Source organism: Paenibacillus sp. FSL L8-0494 (genome assembly GCF_038003695.1).
Taxonomy (GTDB): Bacteria; Bacillota; Bacilli; order Paenibacillales; family Paenibacillaceae; genus Paenibacillus_AQ; species Paenibacillus_AQ odorifer.
This window is the reverse complement of record NZ_JBBOPQ010000001.1, coordinates 1-23,137: the sequence shown is the minus strand read 5'-3', so window position 1 is coordinate 23,137 and position 23,137 is coordinate 1. Positions and strand designations below refer to the sequence as shown.

Genomic DNA, 23,137 nt, shown 5'->3' with positions numbered 1-23,137 from the left:
TTCATTCCCCCCATGCCAGCCGAACAGCTGCTAATGCCTGAACAGGGTCTTGTTTCAACAGTTCGGCAAGCGTGGATATAGCCTTCTCCACACTTTGCCGCTCAGCATTCGTTCCAAAATGGTTGATCCGCAGAAGATGGCCAAATAATTCTCCGTCTCCGGGAGCCACAATGCCTATAGGCTGCTCAATCCGCAACTCTTGCTTTTCAGAAGTCCGCACCGTTGTAGTCAGCGTAGAATAATGTCTGCTGTCCTTTTGCCAAGGCTCAAGCCCCAAGGATTTAATACCAGCTACAGCAGCTGCTGCGGCTCGCTCATGGCGTTTGATTACTTGATCCAATCCTTCTTCTTCAATTCGTGTCAAAGCTTGAATCAAGGCTCTAGCCTCCAGCGTAGGAATGTTTGGGGCAACCCGCAGTGGCGCGGCGTCTCCCAGTGATGGTTTCAGATCCAGCAAGGATAAAATAGAATTGCGTGGAGCATTTTCATTCGACTCAAGAAATTCCCAGCCACGTGGAGAAATACTTACGGCACTAACACCGTTGGGTCCAGCTAAGGCTTTTTGCGCACCTATAACTGCAAAATCAACGGACCATTCATCCACCAGCAGGGCCTCTCCCCCAACCGCAGATACGGAGTCCGACACAGTAATAAGATTGAATTCTTTTGCAATTTCAAATATTTCTTTAGCAGGATTAGAGCCTCCAGTAACCACTTCAGCTTGAACAAAAGAAAGGGCACAGGGTTTAAACTCCTTAATCGCGGAAGCAACTTGGTCGCTAATGACCACTTCATCAAAAGGAACCTTTACTTCAACAACCGTTGCTCCACCCCGCTCAAGCCATTTTCCAAATAAACTTCCATAGGGACCTGTTACTATATTTACAATGGTTCGACCAGGTGCAGCTATTCCGGCGGCTACCGCCTCGATTCCCAGAATTGCCTCAGCCGGGATGATAACCGGAGGGTGCTCAGTAAACAAGACTTTGGAAATCAAATGTGTTAGCTTATTGTACTCAGCCAGTGAAAGTGGCACATATCCTTTATGTTCTCGGTTCATAAGAAAACCTCCTGATGTACTTTATTTTGGCATTTTCGGAACCGCCGACAACAGCTCATAACTGTATTCATGTTTAGGACGGATGAAGAATTGGTCCCGCGGACTCTGCTCCACGAGCTTTCCTTGCCGCATAACTGCTACCGTATCACTAATTGCATTGATTACCCCTAGATCATGAGAAATAAAAAGCATGGTGAGATTAAGCTCAGCCTTCAGCGTATTGAATAGTTCGAGCACGCTAAGCTGCACAGATACATCCAACGCACTTGTAGGTTCATCCGCGATCAGGATGCTTGGCTCAACACTTAATGCACGAGCGATCGCTATCCGTTGACGCTGGCCGCCGGAAAATTCATGTGGGAATTTGTCTAAGACCTTCTGTTCTAAATGAACTTGATTCAAAAGCTCTTTGCATCTTTGTTCAACACCTGCACGCCCCACTATTTTATGAAACAATAAGGGCTCGGAAAGAATTTGCCTAATCGAATGTTTAGGATTTAGCGAAGCATCTGGATTTTGGAATATCATCTGGATTGTTTTGTGCTGCTCACGGCTTCTTTTCTTTTTTAATTCTTGGGTACCCAACAGAATCTGCCCCTCATTTGGGGCAATCAGTCCAGTAATTACTCGCGCCAGCGTAGATTTCCCTGATCCGGATTCTCCAACAAGCCCAAGGGTGGTGTGCTGCTCAAGATTCAGATTGATACGATCCAGTGCAGTAAAGCCGCCATAATGAACAGTTAAATCTTTTATTTGCAAGGCTAATTCCATGAGTCTCTACTCCCTTCAAGCTCTGGCAAAGGAAGCACCGAATCAATCAGCATCTGTGTGTAAGGGTCTTTTGGATTTTGCAAAATATCAAGGGTATTGCCCTGCTCAACAATCTGTCCCTGTTTCATTACACATAGCCGTGAACACAAGTTTGCTGCAATCGCTAGGTTATGCGTAACAAATACCATGGCAAAACTGAGCTCATGCTGGAGGCTCGTGATCGTCTCAATAATTTGCCGTTGAACCGTGACGTCCAGCGCCGTTGTCGGCTCATCACAGAGAAGTATGCCTGGCTTGCACGCCAGTGCCAGAGCGATGACTACCCGTTGACACTGACCGCCTGACAGCTGACTCGGATACCTGTCCTTTTTCTTCAATGAATCGGGGAGACCAAGCCTTTCGAGCAGTTCCAGTGCAATTACCCGCGAGGTCTTACGGCTTACTCTCTGTCTGTAATGCACAACTTCAGCCAGTTGTTTGACAACCGTACAGAGCGGATCAAGCGCACCTCTTGGATCTTGAAATACCATTGCACTGCTTACGGCACTTTTAATGGTGCCACCAGTCTGTTCAACACCATTTGGAAGCAAGCCTAAAATTGCACGCAGCGTAAGCGATTTTCCTGATCCCGATTCACCTACTAATCCCAGACTCTCCCCTTTACCCAGCGAAAAACTAACATTATTGACCAATCTCTCATTTGACTTAGCTGCCAGCGATAGCGCCTCTATTTCTAAAATGGGTTGTATAGACATCATTTTTTCCTCCATATGTCTGCCAAACCATCACCTAGGAGCGACAAAGCTATCCCCGTATACACCACTGCAAATCCCGGCACGGCCGAGAGCCACCAAGCTGTAGTGATGAAGGGCTGTCCATCTGAAATCATTGTCCCCCAGTCAGGAGTTGGCGGTGTAATGCCGATACCAAGATACCCGAGCGTAACAATGGCAACAAGCAATCCAATCATATCTGTCATAAGGACGACCACGGCTTGCGGAAGTACATTAGGCAGGAGATGACGCAAAATAATTTTCACTCCAGGTAGCCCTAAGGTTTGAGCGGATGCCACCCATTCCTGATTGCGAAAAGAAGCACTAAGACCTCTGACGACACGGGCAAAGACAATCCATCCTACAAAGATAAAAGTAATATAAATGCCTCGTTCTCCTGCTCCACTAGCAAAAGCAACGATAATAACGATCAGATAAAAAGGAAAGGCGATGAATGTATCTGACAACAGCGTAATAACTGTATCGATCCATTTGCCGTAATATCCTGCCAGCATTCCTAGAAATACACCTGTGCAAAAGGGAATGATTTCTGCCAAGACCATGATTTTCAAATCAGTCCTCGCTGCATAGATCAGTCTAGTAAACAAATCACGCCCTAACTGATCAGTTCCCAACCAATGTTCGGCTGACGGAGGCTGTAAAAAGGCACTCAAATTTTGCTCAGAGGGGTCATAAGGACTTATATAAGGTATAAACACAGTCAAGAGAATAAGAGCTGCAAACATAATAATTCCCACTAAAAGTGAAGGGGTATTCCATATTCGCTTTGAGCCGCTTGTTATCTTACCGTCTTCATACAATCGCGAGTCTAGTCTTATAGTTTTCATTGTTTTCCTTTCGTTCTGGGATCAAGCCACCAGGAAATGATTTCAATCAAGAGACTGATGATCACAACAGATAGCGCACAGTAAAGTGCTATTCCTTGAATAACCGGAAAGTCCCGTTTCGAAATTGAAGTGAACAATAAGCTGCCAATTCCCTTAATTCCAAATACCTGCTCAACGACCAAGGTGCCTCCGATTAAATAAGAAATATTCACACCCAGCAGCATTAGCGTAGGAAGAGCAGAGTTGCGCAGCACATGTTTAAATAAAATAACCCTGTTTGGTATGCCCGCAGCCTTAAGGGTGACTACAAAATCCGATTCTAACACTTCAAGCATCTGCGCTCTTAATGAACGAACAAGCGTAGGAACCTGTGAAAAAGCAACAGTGATTGCTGGAAGTGCAAGACTATGCAAGGTTCCGACCCACCCTTCACTTACTCCCCCAACAGGGAACCAGCCAAGCCGGACACTAAAGAGCAAAATTAAAAGTAAGCCAACCCAGAAGATTGGCATACCTAGAGTAATTGTAGGAAAAATACGTATCAAATGGTCCAGCAGTTTATCCTTATGCGTAGCGGCTACCGTAGCGAGCAGAAGAGATACAAAAATCGCCAACACACAAGCCATCACGATGAGCAGCAAAGTAACAGGGGCCCGTTGTGTAATCAACTCTCTTGTTGATGTCCCCATAATAATGGAGTTTCCAGTATCTCCTCGAGTAAACAGCGTCTTCACAAATCGGATGAATTGCTCCCATAAAGGGAGGTCCAGCCCAAGAGTATGATGCATACTCTTGAGCGCCTCAGGGGTGCTGTATTCTCCCAAAATCATTTTTGCTGGATCTCCCGGCACGATTCGAATGATGAAAAAGACTGCTATCATTACACAGAAGATCACTGCCAATGCTTTTATAAGAGATATCACAAGCCAGTTATAAGAACCCTTGCTTCCTTTCGGTTGATTTAACGCCTGCTTAAGATTCATCATTGGCTGATGCGGACATCTTCGAAACGGGCACTGCCGTTCGGTAGAACAACGAGACCGTCAACTGAAGAACGAATACCTTTTAAAACATCTGGATAGTAAAGCGGAATATACGGAACTTCATCAGCAAGGGTCTGCAGCAGCTTAGTATAGATTTGTGCACGTTCATCGCCATCCGCAGTTTTTTGTCCCTCATATAGAAGCTTCGTAACTTCATTATTTGTATAATGCGTCCAATATGATTTGCTGAAGCCTTCCGGATCAGTTTGGAAAGCAATAATTGAGTTCGCTTCAGGGGAATCCGCCTGACCGCTGTTCAGCATTGCCGCAAAATCATATGCGAAGAAACGTTCACGGAAAGTGGCAAGTTCAATCGATTCAATCTCAATCTTAATCCCGATCGTTTGACCCGCTGCCTGAATAATTTGTGCCTCTTGAGCTCTTGTGCTATTACCGGATGCTACAAGTAATTTGGTAGTGAAGCCATTAGGGAAGGCAGATTTTGCAAGCTCCTCCTTGGCTGCTTCGATATTAAAGTTCAGTGCTTTGATTGTATCATTTGCGTTATAAGGAATCGTTGTTGGCAGCAATGAGTTTGCTGTTTGTGCATAACCAAAGGTTAGCGCCTTGGTCAAGCCCTCACGATCAAGCGCCAGCGCCAGAGCGCGACGGACATGCACATCAGAAAAATGTTCATCCAACGTATTAAAGAACAATTGCTCTGTCACCCAACTACCGTTAGTAACTACTTTAGTGTCAGCCCCATCTTTAATCTCATTGGCATTTTGCAGAGCCAAAGATTCAATAGCATTAACTTCTCCAGCCTTCAGCTGGTTAATCGCTTGGCTGTCATCTTCAATCAGCTTATAAACAAGCTTATCAATATAGGGTTTACCTTCTTGCCAGTAGAATGTATTCTTAGTGAAGGTCAGATCACCTGCAGTGTCCCATGTTTCAACAACAAAAGGTCCCGTACCGATTGGTTTCTTGAAGAATTCTTCTTCGGATACTCCACCGAAATTGTTAGGAAGGATACCATTTGAGAAATTAGATAGCTCCGAGATAAATGGTGTATAAGGCTCTTTAAGTGTAATAACAAGCGTTTTGTTATCTTGCGCTTTGATTGTGTCGACCTTTGCAGATATTGCCAGCGGGCCGCCTACCTTCAAGTGCCGCTCAAGAGAGAAAACAGCATCTTCTGCAGTCACATCCGTACCATTTGAAAACTTCAAACCATCACGAAGCTCGAATGTATACGTCAGACCATCTTCACTGATAGTATGTGACTTAGCAAGCCAATCTACAATTTCACCTTCGCTGTCAAAAGCGACTAATGATTCAAAGACTTTGTCGATTGCAAAAGCATTGTTGGACGTAATCTGATTATGCAAATCCAGCGAAGTTACAGAAGCAGGTCGTCCATAGACGAAAGTCCCTCCCGTTGCAGGCTCTGCAGTTTGAGGACTTTGAGTTGCCGGACTCGCACTTTCCTGTGCCTCTTTATTTGAATCAGCCTTATTATTAGACCCCGAGCACCCTGCAATTAACATCAATAGCAAAACTGCTATTGCCCCCAACAGAATCGGTTTCTTAATAGATACACTAAAGTATGACATAATTTGCTCCCCCTATAATTCTTATATGTTTAGTATGAATTGTATTATGGGTTAAACACTGTAGTCTGTCAAACATAATTTAATTTGCAACAATCCTAAAGTAAATATACATAACAAAAAGACCACTGTCGATTACTCAACAGTGGTCTTGTGTGCTTGGCAACGTCCTACTCTCCCAGGACCCTTCGGTCCAAGTACCATCGGCGCTGGAGGGCTTAACGGTCGTGTTCGGGATGGGTACGCGTGGAACCCCTCCGCTATCGCCACCAAACATGCGTCTGTGAAACAGACGCTGCCGCGTGAAATTCGGTTCATCACTAGAAGTGACAATGAATTTCTAAGCGTATTTCAGGCTTGATGCCTGAAAACTGAATCCGAAACGAATCTGCATTCTAAGTATAGGATAAGCCCTCGACCGATTAGTATTGGTCAGCTCCATGCATTGCTGCACTTCCACCTCCAACCTATCTACCTCGTCGTCTTCAAGGGGTCTTACTAATTGGGAAATCTCATCTTGAGGGGGGCTTCACGCTTAGATGCTTTCAGCGCTTATCCCGTCCGTACGTAGCTACCCAGCCATGCTCCTGGCGGAACAACTGGTGCACCAGCGGTACGTCCATCCCGGTCCTCTCGTACTAAGGACAGCTCCTCTCAAATTTCCTGCGCCCACGACAGATAGGGACCGAACTGTCTCACGACGTTCTGAACCCAGCTCGCGTACCGCTTTAATGGGCGAACAGCCCAACCCTTGGGACCTACTTCAGCCCCAGGATGCGATGAGCCGACATCGAGGTGCCAAACCTCCCCGTCGATGTGGACTCTTGGGGGAGATAAGCCTGTTATCCCCAGGGTAGCTTTTATCCGTTGAGCGATGGCCCTTCCATGCGGTACCACCGGATCACTAAGTCCGACTTTCGTCCCTGCTCGACTTGTAGGTCTCGCAGTCAAGCTCCCTTATGCCTTTGCACTCTGCGAATGATTTCCAACCATTCTGAGGGAACCTTGGAACGCCTCCGTTACTCTTTAGGAGGCGACCGCCCCAGTCAAACTGCCCGCCTGACACGGTCCCCGTACCCGATAAGGGTACTAGGTTAGAACCTAGATACGATCAGGGTGGTATCCCAACGGCGCCTCCACCGAAGCTTGCGCTCCGATTTCTACGGCTCCCACCTATCCTGTACAGATCGTACCCAAATTCAATATCAAGCTGCAGTAAAGCTCCATGGGGTCTTTCCGTCTTGTCGCGGGTAACCTGCATCTTCACAGGTATTAAAATTTCACCGGATCTCTCGTTGAGACAGCGCCCAAGTCGTTACGCCATTCGTGCGGGTCAGAATTTACCTGACAAGGAATTTCGCTACCTTAGGACCGTTATAGTTACGGCCGCCGTTTACTGGGGCTTCGGTTCATAGCTTCGGGTTACCCCTAACCACTCCCCTTAACCTTCCAGCACCGGGCAGGCGTCAGCCCGTATACTTCGCCTTGCGGCTTCGCACAGACCTGTGTTTTTGCTAAACAGTCGCTTGGGCCTTTTCACTGCGGCCCCCTCGTGCTATTCACACTACCGGGGCACCCCTTCTCCCGAAGTTACGGGGTCATTTTGCCGAGTTCCTTAACGAGAGTTCTTCCGCGCGCCTTAGAATTCTCTTCTCGCCTACCTGTGTCGGTTTGCGGTACGGGCACCTTCTCCTGGCTAGAGGCTTTTCTTGGCAGTGTGAGATCATGACCTTCGCTACTATAATTTTCGCTCCCCATCACAGCCCAGCCTTAATGATGTGCGGATTTGCCTACACATCAGCCTCACTGCTTAGACGGACATCCATCAGTCCGCGTCACTACCCTCCTGCGTCACCCCATCGCTCATAGCGGATTACGGTGGTACAGTAATTTCAAACTGTTGTCCTTCGACTACGCCTTTCGGCCTCGCCTTAGGTCCCGACTTACCCTGAGCGGACGAGCCTTCCTCAGGAAACCTTGGGCTTTCGGCGGATCAGATTCTCACTGATCTTTTCGTTACTCATACCGGCATTCTCACTTGTGTAGTGTCCAGCGCTCTTTTCAGTACACCTTCAACCCCTACACAACGCTCCCCTACCCCAGATACATACGTATCTAGCCATAGCTTCGGTGGTGTGTTTAGCCCCGTTACATTTTCGGCGCAGAGTCACTCGACCAGTGAGCTATTACGCACTCTTTCAATGGTGGCTGCTTCTAAGCCAACATCCTGGTTGTCTGTGCAACTCCACATCCTTTCCCACTTAACACACACTTGGGGACCTTAGCTGATGGTCTGGGCTGTTTCCCTTTTGACAATGGATCTTAGCACTCACTGTCTGACTCCCGGCAATAAGTATATGGCATTCGGAGTTTGACTGAGCTTGGTAATCCTTGCGGACCCCGCACCCAATCAGTGCTCTACCTCCACTACTCTTATACCGAGGCTAGCCCTAAAGCTATTTCGGGGAGAACCAGCTATCTCCGAGTTCGATTGGAATTTCTCCGCTACCCCCACCTCATCCCCGCACTTTTCAACGTACGTGGGTTCGGGCCTCCAGTGCGTGTTACCGCACCTTCACCCTGGACAGGGGTAGATCACACGGTTTCGGGTCTACGTCCACATACTAAATCGCCCTATTCAGACTCGCTTTCGCTGCGGCTCCACCTTCTCGGCTTAACCTTGCATGTTAAACGTAACTCGCCGGTTCATTCTACAAAAGGCACGCCATCACCCATTAATAGGGCTCTGACTTTTTGTAAGCACACGGTTTCAGGTTCTATTTCACTCCCCTTCCGGGGTGCTTTTCACCTTTCCCTCACGGTACTGTTTCACTATCGGTCGCCAGGTAGTATTTAGCCTTAGCAGATGGTCCTGCTGGATTCATACGGGGTTTCACGTGCCCCGCACTACTCGGGATCCGTCTCGGAGAGAACACAGTTTAGGTTACAGGGCTTTTACCTCTATCGCGGGCCTTTCCAGACCTCTTCACCTACCATATTCCTTTGTAACTCCATGTGAGACGTCCCACAACCCCAAGAGGCAAGCCCCTTGGTTTAGGCTGTTCCGCGTTCGCTCGCCGCTACTGACGGAATCACTATTGTTTTCTCTTCCTCAGGGTACTTAGATGTTTCAGTTCCCCTGGTCTGCCTCTACACACCCTATGTATTCAGGTATGAGTAACTGCGAATTACCACAGCTGGGTTTCCCCATTCGGACACCCCCGGATCAAAGCTTGCTTACAGCTCCCCGAGGCAGTTTCGTTGTTCGCCACGTCCTTCGTCGGCTCCTGGCGCCTAGGCATCCTCCGTGTGCTCTTATTAGCTTAACCTTGATTTTTCCGCAGGAAAATATCATACGATGACATTCTCTTTTGGAATCATCTCACTAATAACATTTACTTGTTTACACAAGTTGCTAAAAGATGTTCTAAAACGCAAATTCGTTTCGGTATCCAGTTTTCAAGGATCAAGTCTTACTGAGAGCTTAAACTCTCAAAACTGAGCAACGAGTGAGTAACAGGCCTAAACCTGAGTTTTGGAAGCTGAGCTTCCGATTTGAATGTTCTCATTGCAGAGAACGATTCTCCATAGAAAGGAGGTGATCCAGCCGCACCTTCCGATACGGCTACCTTGTTACGACTTCACCCCAATCATCTACCCCACCTTCGGCGGCTGGCTCCCTTGCGGGTTACCCCACCGACTTCGGGTGTTGTAAACTCTCGTGGTGTGACGGGCGGTGTGTACAAGACCCGGGAACGTATTCACCGCGGCATGCTGATCCGCGATTACTAGCAATTCCGACTTCATGCAGGCGAGTTGCAGCCTGCAATCCGAACTGAGACCGGCTTTGATGGGATTGGCTCCACCTCGCGGCTTCGCTTCCCGTTGTACCGGCCATTGTAGTACGTGTGTAGCCCAGGTCATAAGGGGCATGATGATTTGACGTCATCCCCACCTTCCTCCGGTTTGTCACCGGCAGTCACTCTAGAGTGCCCAGCATTACCTGCTGGCAACTAAAGTTAAGGGTTGCGCTCGTTGCGGGACTTAACCCAACATCTCACGACACGAGCTGACGACAACCATGCACCACCTGTCTCCTCTGTCCCGAAGGCCGCTGCTATCTCTAGCAGATTCAGAGGGATGTCAAGACCTGGTAAGGTTCTTCGCGTTGCTTCGAATTAAACCACATACTCCACTGCTTGTGCGGGTCCCCGTCAATTCCTTTGAGTTTCAGTCTTGCGACCGTACTCCCCAGGCGGAGTGCTTACTGTGTTAACTTCGGCACCAAGGGTATCGAAACCCCTAACACCTAGCACTCATCGTTTACGGCGTGGACTACCAGGGTATCTAATCCTGTTTGCTCCCCACGCTTTCGCGCCTCAGCGTCAGTTACAGCCCAGAAAGTCGCCTTCGCCACTGGTGTTCCTCCACATATCTACGCATTTCACCGCTACACGTGGAATTCCACTTTCCTCTTCTGTACTCAAGCCACCCAGTTTCCAGTGCGACCTCAGGTTGAGCCCAAGGTTTAAACACCAGACTTAAATAGCCGCCTGCGCGCGCTTTACGCCCAATAATTCCGGACAACGCTTGCCCCCTACGTATTACCGCGGCTGCTGGCACGTAGTTAGCCGGGGCTTTCTTCTCAGGTACCGTCACTCCGGTAGCAGTTACTCTACCGGACGTTCTTCCCTGGCAACAGAGCTTTACGATCCGAAAACCTTCATCACTCACGCGGCGTTGCTCCGTCAGGCTTTCGCCCATTGCGGAAGATTCCCTACTGCTGCCTCCCGTAGGAGTCTGGGCCGTGTCTCAGTCCCAGTGTGGCCGTTCACCCTCTCAGGTCGGCTACGCATCGTCGCCTTGGTGGGCCGTTACCCCACCAACTAGCTAATGCGCCGCAGGCCCATCCCTCAGTGACAGATTGCTCCGTCTTTCATTCTTCTCTCAGGAGAAAAAAGAAATTATCCGGTATTAGCTACCGTTTCCGGTAGTTATCCCAGTCTGAAGGGCAGGTTGCCTACGTGTTACTCACCCGTCCGCCGCTAAGTTATTTTGAAAGCAAGCTTTCAAAATAACTCCGCTCGACTTGCATGTATTAGGCACGCCGCCAGCGTTCGTCCTGAGCCAGGATCAAACTCTCCAATTAGTATTGAAAAGAGCGATATGCTCATTTTGAAACATCTGACGAGAAAATTAATTCTCTAATTTTGGATATCACTTGCGTGATTTCCCACTCACTCGTTGTTCAGTTTTCAAAGATCAAGTTCTCGTTGACGCCGTTTAATGTCTCAGCAGCAACTCTTATACTATATCATGTTCGGCTATTTAATGTCAAGCTCTTTTTTTAACTTCTTTTTCGAGCTCGGCATGTGTATTTCTTGGCCGGACTTAGAATATATCATGTATAGAGATTCATTACAAGTCTTTTTTTGAAATATAATAGATAAATGAGAGACTGTGCTGCCATAAGCCTCAATACTGCGATATATAATGGCTAGCACAGCCTTATTCCCTTGTAACTACACCCTAAGCAATGATCTCTTGAATATACAATTCACGTTCCAACATCAAGTTAACTATCGTATCTTCAATTTTAACCATCGGACGTGTAGGGTTTGCGCGATCAGTGAAGATAATCTCCCCATGACGGCCATCACTTAATTTGATTCTAGTGCCATTAAAGAGATCAGTGCTCTTCTGTATAAACGTCTGCACAATCACTGGGTCAAGCTTACCGAAGCTTTCTGTCAGAATCTGCTCTAGTACCAAATAAGGAGACTGTGCTCTTCTGTAGGCTCTTTCTAAGGTCATAGCATGGAATATATCTGCTACTGCGACTACTTTAGCGTAGAAATGAATCTGACTGCCATCCAGCTTCAATGGATAACCAGAGCCATCAACCTTCTCATGATGCTGCAAGGCGGCAAGTCTTACCCCTTCATTAATCGCTGTAACATTGCGTAATAATTGATAACCATATGTAGTGTGTCGGCGAACCTCTTCTATTTCACTATTGTTAAGCGACTCCGGTTTCTGTAAAAGTGAGCTGTCTACTTTTGCATTGCCGATATCATGTAATAATCCTGCAAAAGCAATCTGCATCCAATCCTTTTGTGGGTACCCACACCACTGAGCGATTTTATAGGAGGTCAACGCGGACAACACAGCATTGTGATAGTTGTAATCCTCATATTTTAAAGTGCGCGGTGTAAACTTCAAGACATGATAATCCTTCAAATAACCTATTAGTGTCTCTAACTGACTGCGCAGCTCAAAAATAGGAAGTGAAGCTGCCGTTACCGATCGATAGCTGTTCTTAATAAGAGTGAGCAGTTTATCGTATTCATCATGTAGAGGAGAATTAGTCTTGGCCAACATCGATTCGTTGATAATGGCTCCAGCTTTAGGGGAAGCTTGCTTAGCTGTTGTTTTGGCTCCATCCGAACTCGCCTCACCTTGGTCACCTTCGATTTCCACTTGCCCTATCAAAAAAGCCTGTAAAATATCTAAATCACGAGGGAGCAATATTTTTCCCTTAGTGAATAAAGTCCCCCCTAAAGGTGTAATTACATCCTTTATTATCTTTGAGCCTGCTTTAACTTCTCCAACCAATATATTTGGCATATACTCAGCCCCTTAATTTCTATAAGCCGTACACCCAGCATTACCTCACATTGATAAGACAGATAATTTCTGAGAAATTAGTACTTTATAGGATTCTATTGGCTAATTATAGTACGGAAAAATGGAAGACACTAGTGCAGTGAAAACTATTCTTTCAAAATATTTATTTTATTTTATGAAGCATCGCTCATTCAAAAAGCAACAAAAAGAGCAAGAACTTCTGGAATAGAAGCCCTTGCTCATTTTTGAATTCAACCTATTCTAAGTCAGTGTCTTCGTCCTCAGTCAGAGTCTCAGGCTGATCAATATCGCCAGATTCCTCGACTGTATCTTGCCCATCCAGGCCTTCTTGCCCTTCCAAGCCTTCCAGACCTTCCACTTCCTCAGATTCATCCTCTTCGTTCTTGTCAGCTCTACACAGGGTAGCTACTGCGTCATCCTCGCGGATGTTAATCAGCTTAACCCCTTGAGCGTAACGGCCCATAGTAGAGATTCCATCCATGCTGGTACGAATCAGGGTACCGCTAGTCGTAATGATCATTAAGTCTTCATCCTTCTTAACGACCTTAAGACCCACTACAGGACCATTCTTATCGGTGAGATTAATGGTCTTGATCCCTTTACCACCACGAGTCTGGGAACGATAATCACCGGCTGGTGTCCGTTTACCATAACCCTTGGTAGTAACAATCAGAACCTCAAGCTCTTTATCTACACAGTCCATACCAATGACATGGTCATTACCGTCAAGCGTAATGCCCTTAACGCCAGTCGCGCTACGTCCCATAGAACGCACATCATTCTCTGAGAACGTAATCGACATTCCGCGAGCTGTACCGATAATGAGATTTTGCTGTCCATCAGTCAGCTTAACCTCGATCAGGGAATCTTCTTCACGAAGATTAATAGCAATAAGACCGCCTTTACGGATGTTATTATAATCCCCAAGAGGCGTCTTCTTCACGATACCCTCGCGGGTAGCAAAGAACAAATATTTGTCGCTATCGCCATCTTCCACTTGGATTACCGCACTAATCTTCTCACCTTGTTCGATTTGAATCAGGTTGATGATTGGTGTCCCCCGGGCTGTACGACCCAATTCTGGGATCTCATAAGCTTTAATCCGGTATACTTTACCCTTATCGGTAAAGAACATCAGATAGTTATGAGAGTTACTCACGAAGAGATGCTCCACAAAATCCTGGTCCTTGGTGTCCATCCCCATGACTCCGCGACCACCACGCTTCTGACTGCGGTAGGTGCTGACAGGTAGACGTTTGATATATCCTGTATGTGTAATAGTGATAACAACCTCTTCACGTGGAATAAGGTCTTCATCCAGGATACTTTCTTCACCAACCGTAATCTCTGTCCGGCGTTCATCAGAATATCTATCACGGATATCCTGCAGCTCGTTGCTGATGATTTCCAGTACAAGATGCTCGTTAGCCAGAATTTCACGGTACTCTGCAATTTTAACGATCAATTCGTTATATTCATTCTCGATCTTTTCCCGTTCCAGACCGGTCAGACGTTGCATCCGCATATCGAGGATAGCCTGAGCCTGCTCTAAACTGAGGCTAAAGGTGCTCATTAATCCTTCGCGGGCTATATCAGTTGTCCGCGAAGCACGGATTAACGCAATCACTTCATCCAGATGATCAAGCGCAATGCGCAGACCTTCTAAGATATGAGCGCGTGCTTCAGCTTTTTTAAGATCAAATATAGTACGACGACGAATAACTTCAATCTGGTGCTGCAAATAATGATAAAGTACATCACGCAGATTAAGAATTTTCGGCTCGTTATTTACGATGGCAAGCATGTTGATCCCAAATGTGGATTGCATAGAAGTATGTTTATATAGATTGTTTAATACTACATTTGGATTAACATCGCGTCTCATCTCAACAACTACACGCATACCATTACGGTCAGACTCATCTCGAAGATCCGTTATACCTTCGATCCGTTTCTCACGTACTAATTCTGCGATTTTTTCAACCAATCTTGCTTTGTTAACCTGGTATGGAAGCTCATGCACAATGATGCGAGCCTTGCCGTTGTTCTCTTCGATCGTTGCCTTCGCACGCATGGTTACTGAACCACGACCCGTACGATAAGCCTGACGAATGCCCTCACGACCCAAAATATATCCAGCCGTAGGGAAATCCGGACCTTGGATAAACTCCATCAATTCCATTGGCGTGATATCAGGATTCTTAATCATCGCCTGCACACCATCGATAACTTCACCAAGGTTATGCGGTGGAATATTAGTAGCCATACCTACAGCAATACCAGATACCCCATTTACGAGCAGATTCGGATAACGGGCTGGCAGTACAACCGGCTCATTCTCTTCACCATCATAGTTGGGTGCGAAGTCAACTGTCTCTTTGTTCAAATCACGAAGCATTTCGCCTGCAATCTTGGAAAGACGGGCTTCTGTGTACCGCATCGCCGCGGCCATATCACCATCAATCGAACCAAAGTTCCCGTGACCGTCTACAAGCATATAGCGCATCGAGAAATCCTGAGCCATCCGTACCATTGTTTCATAGACAGCTGAGTCACCGTGAGGGTGGTACTTACCGATAACCTCACCGACGATTCTTGCAGATTTCTTATGAGGCTTATCCGCAGACATTCCAAGCTCCGACATCGCAAACAAAATGCGTCGGTGAACCGGCTTGAGTCCGTCCCGCACATCTGGCAAAGCCCGGCTAACAATGATGCTCATTGCGTAATCCATAAAGGATTCACGCATTTCCACGCCAATGTCCCGATCTTTGACTTGTGGGTTATTTTGTTCAGCCATGAGTTGCTGGACCTCCTTCAGTTAAAAAACCGCTACCCTTAATTATATTACTTTCACAAAAGTAGCACAATTAAACATGATAGCCTTTTATCTTCTAATATTGATTTCTTTTTGCGCTTATCAGGGTATTTGCCCTTTCCGCAAATATCTTTACTACATAGACTGTAAAGACAAGAAACACGGTTTTATTATCCTAATATCGTTCGATAAGGCATAACCCCATATCCTTATATTATACCATTGTTTAGGTAGCTTGTCCTGATTTTCAGCTGTCAAAGATTATGCTGCCACTGCATTTTTTACAACAAGGAACCCAAAGGACCTATTCCTGCACAAAACTCATAAGGAGGAAGATAATGAAGATTCAACGCGTCCCAAGCAAATGGGCTAAAACGAAAGTCATCCTTCAAAATCACTCTCTATTGCAATATGTGCCTGATACCCGTAAATTCGATGTCAATGCTCTTAAGGAAATGCTTGCGTTATATACAATGGTCTATATTAAGCCTGATCGAGGAAGTTATGGTATCGGTGTAATGAGAGCTGAGCAGCGTACTGTAACTCTTAGCACTAGCAAACAGAAAGCTGAACACGGTACCGACCTCGATAACGTCAATAAAGAAGAGCCCGAAGAACAGATCTTGTATATTTTAAGATATGGGAAGACTGCGGAAGTGTTTTTCTCACCAGAAGAGCTGTATGAGAACTTACAGAAACGAATTCAGAATCGAACCTATTTGATTCAAAAAGGGATTGACCTTCTGCGTCATCAAGACCGCCCTTTTGATCTTCGGGTTCTTACCCAAAAGACTCCATCAGGAGTATGGGAAACAACAGGAATGCTTGGAAGAGTAGCTGCCCCTCAAAAAATCGTCACCAATTATCACAGTGGAGGCAGTATCCTTTCCGTAAGTACTCTACTAAAAAATTATATGCCGCCCTCTGAAGTCCTAGTTACGATCAATCACTTAAAAGCTTTGGGTATACAAATCGCGACACAGCTTCAATCTGCCTATCCAGGAATCAAAGAGATTGGTCTGGATATTGCCATGGATCAACATCTGGATATGTGGCTGCTGGAAGTCAACACTCTTCCGTCCATTGCTGTATTCAAATTATTTCCTGATAAATCAATCTATCGTAAAATACATCGCTATGCCGTAGCCTATGGACGTGTAAAAGCAAGAAAATCCCCTTATTCGACCCGCAATAAACAATCTACAAGAGCCTAAAAAGAAGCTTGAAATCAAAGAACCTCCAGCGTTCTCATTCCGTTAGGAATAGAAGCCGGAGGTTGTATTAAATATTGTTCTTACACATCAAGGTATCTAACGTTCTTGGCATGCTCATGGATAAAGTCACGTCTTGGTTCAACATTGTCACCCATAAGTGTATCAAAAATACTATCTGCCAGCATCGCATCTTCAATCGTAACCTGGAGCATCATACGGGTCTCTGGGTCCATCGTTGTGTCCCAAAGTTGGGTTGCATTCATCTCTCCCAAACCTTTGTAACGTTGGACGTTAACCTTCGCATTTTCTCCAAAAGAAGCGATAATATCATCACGTTCCTTCTCGCTGCCTGCGTAGCGGATAACCTTATTGCGCTCAATCTTAAAGAGAGGAGGCTGTGCAATATAGATATAACCCGCGTCTACTAGCTTCCGCATGTAACGATAGAAGAACGTTAGTAATAGCGTTCTAATATGGGCTCCATCGACGTCGGCATCGGTCATAATAACGACTTTATGGTAGCGAGCCTTCGATAAGTCAAAGTCATCGCTGATCCCTGTGCCCAAAGCCGTAATGATGGCGCGAATCTCGGCGTTAGATAAAATACGGTCAAGCCGAGCTTTTTCAACGTTTAGGATCTTACCACGCAACGGTAGAATCGCTTGGAAATGGCGATCCCGGCCTTGCTTAGCCGATCCACCCGCTGAGTCACCTTCGACGATGTATAGTTCACTGATCGAGGCATCCTTGGATGAACAGTCGGCGAGTTTACCAGGCAGAGCACTGACTTCAAGCGCACTCTTCCGACGGGTTAACTCACGTGCCTTACGGGCAGCTTCTCGTGCGCGTGAAGCGGAAAGTGATTTCTCAAGAACGCGACGTGATACTGCTGGGTTTTCTTCCAGGAACTCTTGTAATTTCTCTCCGAACAGTGATTCTACGATACCCCGCACTTCACTATTTCCGAGCTTAGTTTTCGTTTGACCTTCGAATTGTGGATCTGGAATTTTGACAGAAATAATGGCTGTCAATCCTTCACGCACGTCATCACCAGTCAGATTCGAATTGCTATCCTTCAGTACTCCCGCTTTACGAGCATAATCGTTGATGATACGGGTCAGCGCACTTTTAAAGCCGGATTCATGCGTTCCGCCCTCATGCGTATTAATATTATTCGCAAAAGAGTAGATGTTCTCAGTATACGAATCGTTATATTGGAGAGCCACTTCAACTTGGATCATATCGCGTGAGCCTTCCACGTAGATCGGATCCTCATGTAGTGCTTCTTTTTTCTCATTCAAATATTTCACATATTCAACGATACCACCCTCGTATTTGAACACGTTGGTGACATCCGTCCGCTCATCATGAAGCGAAAGCTCGATTCCTTTGTTAAGAAAAGCTAGCTCCCGAATACGAGTAAGCAGTGTCGAATATTCAAAAACTGTGGTTTCCGTAAATATTTCAGGATCCGGATGAAAGGTTGTAGTCGTTCCTGTCTCATCTGAATCGCCAACAATTTTGATATCATACTGCGGTGCACCGCGTCTATATTCCTGTTGGTAGATATGACCGTCACGTTTGACCTTAACAAGGACCTTTTCAGACAAGGCATTTACTACAGAGATACCCACACCATGCAAACCACCGGAAACTTTATATCCGCCACCGCCGAATTTACCGCCTGCATGCAGCACGGTCATTACGACTTCAAGCGTCGACTTCTTAAGCTTTACATTCTCACCTACAGGTATGCCACGTCCATTATCGATAACAGTGATCGCGTTATCCTCATGTATAATCACTTGAATCCGGTCACAATAACCTGCGAGTGCCTCATCGATACTATTATCGACGACCTCCCATACCAAGTGATGGAGACCTTTAGAACTAGTCGAACCAATATACATGCCCGGACGTTTCCGAACCGCTTCCAGCCCTTCCAGTACCTGAATCTGGCTCTCATCATATGTCGGTTGATTCATTGACATGCCTTCACCTACTTCTTTCTGATTATCTCTTTGTTACCAAATGCAAGTTATATTTCGAGCAAAATTTTGGCTCTTTTTTTAAGAGTGGAGGAGGAAATGGGGGAGTAATACACGATATTTTTAGTTACGACAATAGATTTTGCTTCCTCTTCGCCAATCCGCTCAAGCTTCTTATCCTGCTCAGAGTGAATAACGAATTGCTTAGATACCTTGGAAGATTTCTCAATCGAAATATCAAATATAGCAATTAACTCCGAAGACCTAATGATCTTCTCCCCGCCCAAATGAATATACATGATCGTCCTCCGCTCTTTTATAACTCAACTTTTCCATCATGAACATGAAATAGGCTGGCGCCCTTTAATTTATCGGCATTCAGACCCTCAATTCCGGTAGCGGTAATGAATGTCTGTACCTTGCTTTGAAAGGTTTCAATAAGCTGGGTCTGGCGGTAAGGATCAAGCTCGGATAAAACATCATCAAGAAGCAGCACAGGATATTCTCCGATTTCTTCATGGATCAGCTCGATTTCCGCCAGCTTAAGCGATAAAGCCGTGGTACGCTGCTGTCCTTGAGAACCGTAGACCTGAGCTTCCCTTCCGTTGATAAAAAAGGACAGGTCATCCCGATGGGGACCCGTCAGCGTCATGCCGCGCCTGATTTCTTGTTCTCTCGTTTGTGATAACTTTAACATAAAATTGTCTAATAAGACAGCTTCATCTTCCTCATCCCGATCGCCGAAAGAGGGGACATAGAGCAATTTCAGTTCTTCTCCGCCGTTCGTAATCCCCCGGTGAATGCTTTCAGCCCATATTTGCAGCTTCTTTATGAATTGTTTCCTTTTTTTGACGATTTTAACACCATGCTCTACAAGTTGAGCATCCCAGATTTCCAAAAGCTCTTTCCCTGCAGCCTCTTTTCCCCATAATTGCTTTAAGAGATTACCTCTTTGCAAGAGAATTTTTTGATACTGCTGTAGGTGAAATAGATAACTAGGCTGGACTTGGCCGATCTCCATATCAAGAAAACGCCGTCTGATACCAGGGGTCCCTTTTACAATCTCTAAATCTTCCGGTGCAAACATGACCACATTCAGAGATCCAACAAACTCACTAAGGCGCCGCTGCTCCAAGCCATTGATCTTGGCTTTTTTACCTTTGGCAGATAGGGTGAGCTCCAGCTTGAGATCGCCATACTTTCGTTCTACCTCGGCAACGATCTGAGCTGCATCTCCGGGGGCATCGAAGGAGATAAGTTCGCGGTCCTTAGAGGTACGGTGGCTTTTGGTCATCGCCAGGACGAACAATGCCTCCATGAGGTTTGTTTTGCCTTGGGCGTTCTGACCCAGAATCAGATTCACATCGCCCAGGCTCTCCAGACGCAGCAGCCCGTAATTCCGATAATGCTGCAGACCGATATTTTTAACAAACACGAAATGGTTCCTCCCCTAGCGTACTACTCTTTTACTCCTCCGCCTTCAACCTCAAAGGTCCCGTTATCCTGCACTTCGATTTTGTCACCCGGATAAAGTTTTCTGCCGCGCCGTTCCTCTACCTCTCCGTTGACCAGAACGTGACCTTCCTGCAATAACGCTTTGGCCATTCCACCTGTGGATACACAATCTGCGAGTTTCAGAAATTGGTCCAGCTTAATGTATCCACTGTGGATAAGTATTTTTTTCATGGTTTTTATCCTTTCAGCCACTTATCCACATGTTCATGAATGTTGGCATTAATTTGTTGTACGGTAAGGCAAAATGATATACAAGCTATTGGTTTGGTCAAGTGGTTTCAAAATGATTGGACTCATCATCCCTGTAAATGCAATAACGAGCTGTTCACTCTCTATGACCTTTAATACATCAAGCATATATTTCGAGTTAAAAGATATTTTGAGAGGTTCACCTTTGAAATCAATGACTTCAAGTTCCTCGCGAACTTTACCCAGCTCTGATGAGCTTGAAGAAATTTCAATACCGCCTTGATCAAGCGTCTGCATACGAACAATATTTGTTTTCTCTTCCCGGGACAGCAAATAAGCACGATCAATCGATTCGCTTAATTTTTTTGTATCTAAAGTTAGTTCTGTTTTGTAGGTTGTTGGAATAATTCTAGAAGTATCAGGATAAATCCCATCAAGGATCCGTGAATAAAACAGTACTTTGTCGATTTTGAAGAGAACTTGATTATCCGCAACGACAATATCAACCAGCATATTTTGGTCAGGGATAATTTTGCTGAGCTCATTAAGGGTTTTACCGGCAATAACAATATTTCCGAAATTGACATTTTCCGTGCCTTCAAGTTTAGCAGCTCTTGTTGCCAAGCGGTGACGGTCAGTCGCTGTAAACTTAAACTCATTGTCGCTCAGATTCCATAGTATACCCGTTAATATCGGAGTTGTCTCTTGGGTAGAAATAGAAAAGGCTGTTTGTTTAATCATATTTTTCAGCAAATCACCTGGTAGAGAGATCGTGTCATTCTCTTCAATGCTCGGCAACACTGGGAATTCTTCAGGGTCTAAACCTACCATCTGAATCTCAGTGGATCCGGAAGAAATGTACGTTTGGAATCCTTCTTTTACTTCCATGTGGATTTCTTTGGAGGGCAGCTTCTTAATAATCTCGACGAAAAATTTAGCGGGAAGAACAACACTTCCTGGCTGATCTATCTTCACGATGGTGTGGCTGTCATTCTCTGCTGGAATAAACGATTGAATAGAAATATCGGTATCACTTGCAGTTAATGTGACGCCTTGATGGCTAACTTCCAGTTTAATACCGGTCAAAATAGGGATTGTTGTTCTGCTGGATATAGCTTTGGATACGTGTTGAATGGATTCGTTGAGCTCATTTTTAAGAATGCTTATTTTCATGATTTCACTCCTAGCTGAAAAATTGGGAATTTCGATGGATTTGAGTCTGTTAATTACGCGTCTTTACATGATGAATTATTATAGTTATTTAATAGTATTAGTAGTAGGGGCGACGAATATGTGGATAACCCCACCAAACAGCATAAAATTAAGCCTACCCACATGTGTATAGATTGTGTATAGGCTCTTTGTTCCTCTTAGGAAGGATTTTTAATTTTCTCCGCAAGATTATTTACCACTTTGTACAACTCCTGATCGACCTTTAATGCCTGTGTAATTTTATCGTGCGCATGAATTACGGTCGTATGGTCACGTCCTCCGAAAGCCTCACCAATCTTAGGCAGTGAGTAATCCGTTAGTTCACGGGATAGATACATTGCGATTTGACGTGGAAACGCTACGGCTTTGGTTCTTTTGCGTGCTTTGAAGTCTTCAAGGCGCAAATTGTAGTATTCTCCGACTTTTTGCTGAATATCAGCGATGGTGATCATCTTGGGACGACTGGAAGGAATAATATCCTTGAGCGCTTCAGCTGCCAAATGAGTGGTTACATCCTGGTTGGTAAGCGAAGAATAAGCAACTACCCGGATTAATGCACCCTCAAGCTCACGAATATTGGTGTCAATCTGGTTGGCAATATACATCATGGCCTCATTAGGGATATCAAGGTTCTCTGCCTTAGCCTTTTTGCGTAAAATCGCAATCCGGGTCTCCAGATCTGGTGGTTGAATATCCGTAATCAAGCCCCATTCGAACCGGGAACGCAGCCGTTCTTCCAGTGTGGGAATTTCCTTTGGTGGTCGGTCGCTGGAGATGATAATTTGCTTGCGTTCTTCGTGGAGCGCATTGAAAGTATGGAAAAACTCCTCCTGTGTAGACTCTTTTCCAGCGAGGAATTGAATGTCGTCGATAAGCAAAATGTCAACATTACGATACTTGTTACGGAAGCTTTCACCGCGGTTATCACGGATCGAATTGATAAATTCATTCGTGAATTTCTCAGACGAGATGTAAATTACCTTGTTATTTGGGTTATGTTCCAGGACATAGTGCCCAATTGCGTGCATCAAATGGGTTTTGCCCAGACCTACTCCACCGTATAAAAACAAGGGATTGTATGCTTTGGCTGGTGCTTCGGCCACTGCCAGTGAGGCTGCATGCGCAAAGCGGTTCCCAGAGCCGATTACAAAGGTGTCAAAAGTGTACTTTGGATTAAGCAGATGCGTTTGTGCTTCTTCTCTTGATACTACGGGAGTCGGAGCGGATTGCTGAACCACAAGCTCAGGCGGCTTGCTTTCTTCAATCACGAATTTTACATCCACTTGTTTCCCTGTGACTTCGTAGACGGTTGCTCCTACCAGTTTGGTGTAACGACTTTCCAGCCATTCTACAGCAAACGTTGTAGGTGCCGAGATAATGAGAACCTGGGAGTTGAAGGTTATCGCTTTAGTAGCCTTAAACCAGGTATCAAAGCTCGGCTTGCTTAATTTGGTTTGAATAATCGATAAAATTTGCTGCCATAATTCGGAAGTATGGCTGTCCAC

15 protein-coding genes and 3 rRNA genes are annotated in these 23,137 nt (G+C 45.6%); 1 reads left to right on the top strand and 17 read right to left on the bottom strand.

Annotated elements, in window-relative coordinates; all coding sequences use genetic code 11:
* Position 1: 1 nt before the first annotated feature.
* The 11 genes from NYE35_RS00090 to gyrA all read right to left on the bottom strand — a co-directional run bounded on the left by NYE35_RS00090 (position 2) and on the right by gyrA (position 15,496).
* Positions 2–1,060, bottom strand: coding sequence for an aminotransferase class V-fold PLP-dependent enzyme (locus NYE35_RS00090; protein ID WP_341119873.1), 1,059 nt, complete (start codon positions 1,058–1,060; stop codon positions 2–4).
* A 21-nt stretch (positions 1,061–1,081) separates the two neighbouring features.
* A complete protein-coding gene (locus tag NYE35_RS00085) occupies positions 1,082–1,831 on the bottom strand; it encodes an ABC transporter ATP-binding protein (RefSeq protein ID WP_341119872.1) in 750 nt (249 codons plus the stop codon).
* Positions 1,822–2,586 carry an ABC transporter ATP-binding protein gene (locus NYE35_RS00080; protein ID WP_341119871.1) on the bottom strand — a complete coding sequence of 255 codons (765 nt, stop codon included), beginning with the start codon at positions 2,584–2,586 and terminating at the stop codon, positions 1,822–1,824. The genes NYE35_RS00085 and NYE35_RS00080 overlap by 10 nt, the downstream gene beginning before the upstream one ends.
* Positions 2,586–3,452 (bottom strand): ABC transporter permease, encoded by an 867-nt coding sequence (locus NYE35_RS00075; protein ID WP_341119870.1) that lies wholly within the window; start codon positions 3,450–3,452, stop codon positions 2,586–2,588. Before NYE35_RS00075 ends, NYE35_RS00080 begins: the two co-directional genes overlap by 1 nt.
* Complete coding sequence (locus NYE35_RS00070; RefSeq protein WP_063829812.1) at positions 3,449–4,438, bottom strand: ABC transporter permease; 990 nt, start codon at positions 4,436–4,438, stop codon at positions 3,449–3,451. Before NYE35_RS00070 ends, NYE35_RS00075 begins: the two co-directional genes overlap by 4 nt.
* Positions 4,435–6,051 (bottom strand): ABC transporter substrate-binding protein, encoded by a 1,617-nt coding sequence (locus NYE35_RS00065; RefSeq protein WP_076101044.1) that lies wholly within the window; start codon positions 6,049–6,051, stop codon positions 4,435–4,437. Before NYE35_RS00065 ends, NYE35_RS00070 begins: the two co-directional genes overlap by 4 nt.
* Positions 6,052–6,205: 154 nt before the next feature.
* Positions 6,206–6,322 (bottom strand): 5S ribosomal RNA (gene rrf, locus NYE35_RS00060).
* A gap of 128 nt (positions 6,323–6,450) precedes the next feature.
* A 23S ribosomal RNA gene (locus NYE35_RS00055) occupies positions 6,451–9,377 on the bottom strand.
* Positions 9,378–9,639: 262 nt separating this feature from the next.
* Positions 9,640–11,197, bottom strand: a 16S ribosomal RNA gene (locus tag NYE35_RS00050).
* Together the 16S, 23S and 5S rRNA genes form the textbook arrangement of a ribosomal RNA operon.
* Before the next feature lie 380 nt (positions 11,198–11,577).
* A complete protein-coding gene (locus NYE35_RS00045; protein WP_038567989.1) occupies positions 11,578–12,675 on the bottom strand; it encodes an HD-GYP domain-containing protein in 1,098 nt (365 codons plus the stop codon).
* Positions 12,676–12,931: 256 nt separating this feature from the next.
* Positions 12,932–15,496 carry a DNA gyrase subunit A gene (gene gyrA, locus NYE35_RS00040; protein WP_339824258.1) on the bottom strand — a complete coding sequence of 855 codons (2,565 nt, stop codon included), beginning with the start codon at positions 15,494–15,496 and terminating at the stop codon, positions 12,932–12,934.
* Between the two features lie 356 nt (positions 15,497–15,852).
* Between gyrA and NYE35_RS00035 the strand changes: the two genes are divergently transcribed.
* Positions 15,853–16,728 carry a YheC/YheD family protein gene (locus NYE35_RS00035; RefSeq protein ID WP_076282221.1) on the top strand — a complete coding sequence of 292 codons (876 nt, stop codon included), beginning with the start codon at positions 15,853–15,855 and terminating at the stop codon, positions 16,726–16,728.
* Positions 16,729–16,808: 80 nt separating this feature from the next.
* Here the strand turns inward: NYE35_RS00035 and gyrB are convergent, their stop codons facing one another.
* The 6 genes from gyrB to dnaA all read right to left on the bottom strand — a co-directional run bounded on the left by gyrB (position 16,809) and on the right by dnaA (position 23,137).
* Complete coding sequence (gyrB, locus tag NYE35_RS00030; protein WP_036677726.1) at positions 16,809–18,719, bottom strand: DNA topoisomerase (ATP-hydrolyzing) subunit B; 1,911 nt, start codon at positions 18,717–18,719, stop codon at positions 16,809–16,811.
* A 47-nt stretch (positions 18,720–18,766) separates the two neighbouring features.
* Positions 18,767–19,015, bottom strand: coding sequence for an extracellular matrix regulator RemB (gene remB / locus NYE35_RS00025; RefSeq protein ID WP_036677731.1), 249 nt, complete (start codon positions 19,013–19,015; stop codon positions 18,767–18,769).
* A 17-nt stretch (positions 19,016–19,032) separates the two neighbouring features.
* Positions 19,033–20,151, bottom strand: coding sequence for a DNA replication/repair protein RecF (gene recF / locus NYE35_RS00020; protein WP_036677733.1), 1,119 nt, complete (start codon positions 20,149–20,151; stop codon positions 19,033–19,035).
* A gap of 23 nt (positions 20,152–20,174) precedes the next feature.
* On the bottom strand, positions 20,175–20,402 hold the full coding sequence (gene yaaA / locus NYE35_RS00015; protein ID WP_036677736.1) for a S4 domain-containing protein YaaA: 228 nt from the start codon (positions 20,400–20,402) through the stop codon (positions 20,175–20,177).
* A gap of 48 nt (positions 20,403–20,450) precedes the next feature.
* A complete protein-coding gene (gene dnaN, locus NYE35_RS00010) occupies positions 20,451–21,593 on the bottom strand; it encodes a DNA polymerase III subunit beta (RefSeq protein ID WP_036677739.1) in 1,143 nt (380 codons plus the stop codon).
* A 197-nt stretch (positions 21,594–21,790) separates the two neighbouring features.
* On the bottom strand, positions 21,791–23,137 hold the full coding sequence (dnaA, locus tag NYE35_RS00005; RefSeq protein WP_036677741.1) for a chromosomal replication initiator protein DnaA: 1,347 nt from the start codon (positions 23,135–23,137) through the stop codon (positions 21,791–21,793).

What these genes read in the sequence shown, in the direction of transcription:
- NYE35_RS00090 (WP_341119873.1), bottom strand. Translation starts at nt 1,060, where the DNA reads ATGAACCGAGAACATAAAGGATATGTGCCACTTTCACTGGCTGAGTAC.
- NYE35_RS00085 (WP_341119872.1), bottom strand. Translation starts at nt 1,831, where the DNA reads ATGGAATTAGCCTTGCAAATAAAAGATTTAACTGTTCATTATGGCGGC.
- NYE35_RS00080 (WP_341119871.1), bottom strand. Translation starts at nt 2,586, where the DNA reads ATGTCTATACAACCCATTTTAGAAATAGAGGCGCTATCGCTGGCAGCT.
- NYE35_RS00075 (WP_341119870.1), bottom strand. Translation starts at nt 3,452, where the DNA reads ATGAAAACTATAAGACTAGACTCGCGATTGTATGAAGACGGTAAGATA.
- NYE35_RS00070 (WP_063829812.1), bottom strand. Translation starts at nt 4,438, where the DNA reads ATGATGAATCTTAAGCAGGCGTTAAATCAACCGAAAGGAAGCAAGGGT.
- NYE35_RS00065 (WP_076101044.1), bottom strand. Translation starts at nt 6,051, where the DNA reads ATGTCATACTTTAGTGTATCTATTAAGAAACCGATTCTGTTGGGGGCA.
- NYE35_RS00045 (WP_038567989.1), bottom strand. Translation starts at nt 12,675, where the DNA reads ATGCCAAATATATTGGTTGGAGAAGTTAAAGCAGGCTCAAAGATAATA.
- gyrA (WP_339824258.1), bottom strand. Translation starts at nt 15,496, where the DNA reads ATGGCTGAACAAAATAACCCACAAGTCAAAGATCGGGACATTGGCGTG.
- NYE35_RS00035 (WP_076282221.1), top strand. Translation starts at nt 15,853, where the DNA reads ATGAAGATTCAACGCGTCCCAAGCAAATGGGCTAAAACGAAAGTCATC.
- gyrB (WP_036677726.1), bottom strand. Translation starts at nt 18,719, where the DNA reads ATGTCAATGAATCAACCGACATATGATGAGAGCCAGATTCAGGTACTG.
- remB (WP_036677731.1), bottom strand. Translation starts at nt 19,015, where the DNA reads ATGTATATTCATTTGGGCGGGGAGAAGATCATTAGGTCTTCGGAGTTA.
- yaaA (WP_036677736.1), bottom strand. Translation starts at nt 20,402, where the DNA reads ATGAAAAAAATACTTATCCACAGTGGATACATTAAGCTGGACCAATTT.
- dnaN (WP_036677739.1), bottom strand. Translation starts at nt 21,593, where the DNA reads ATGAAAATAAGCATTCTTAAAAATGAGCTCAACGAATCCATTCAACAC.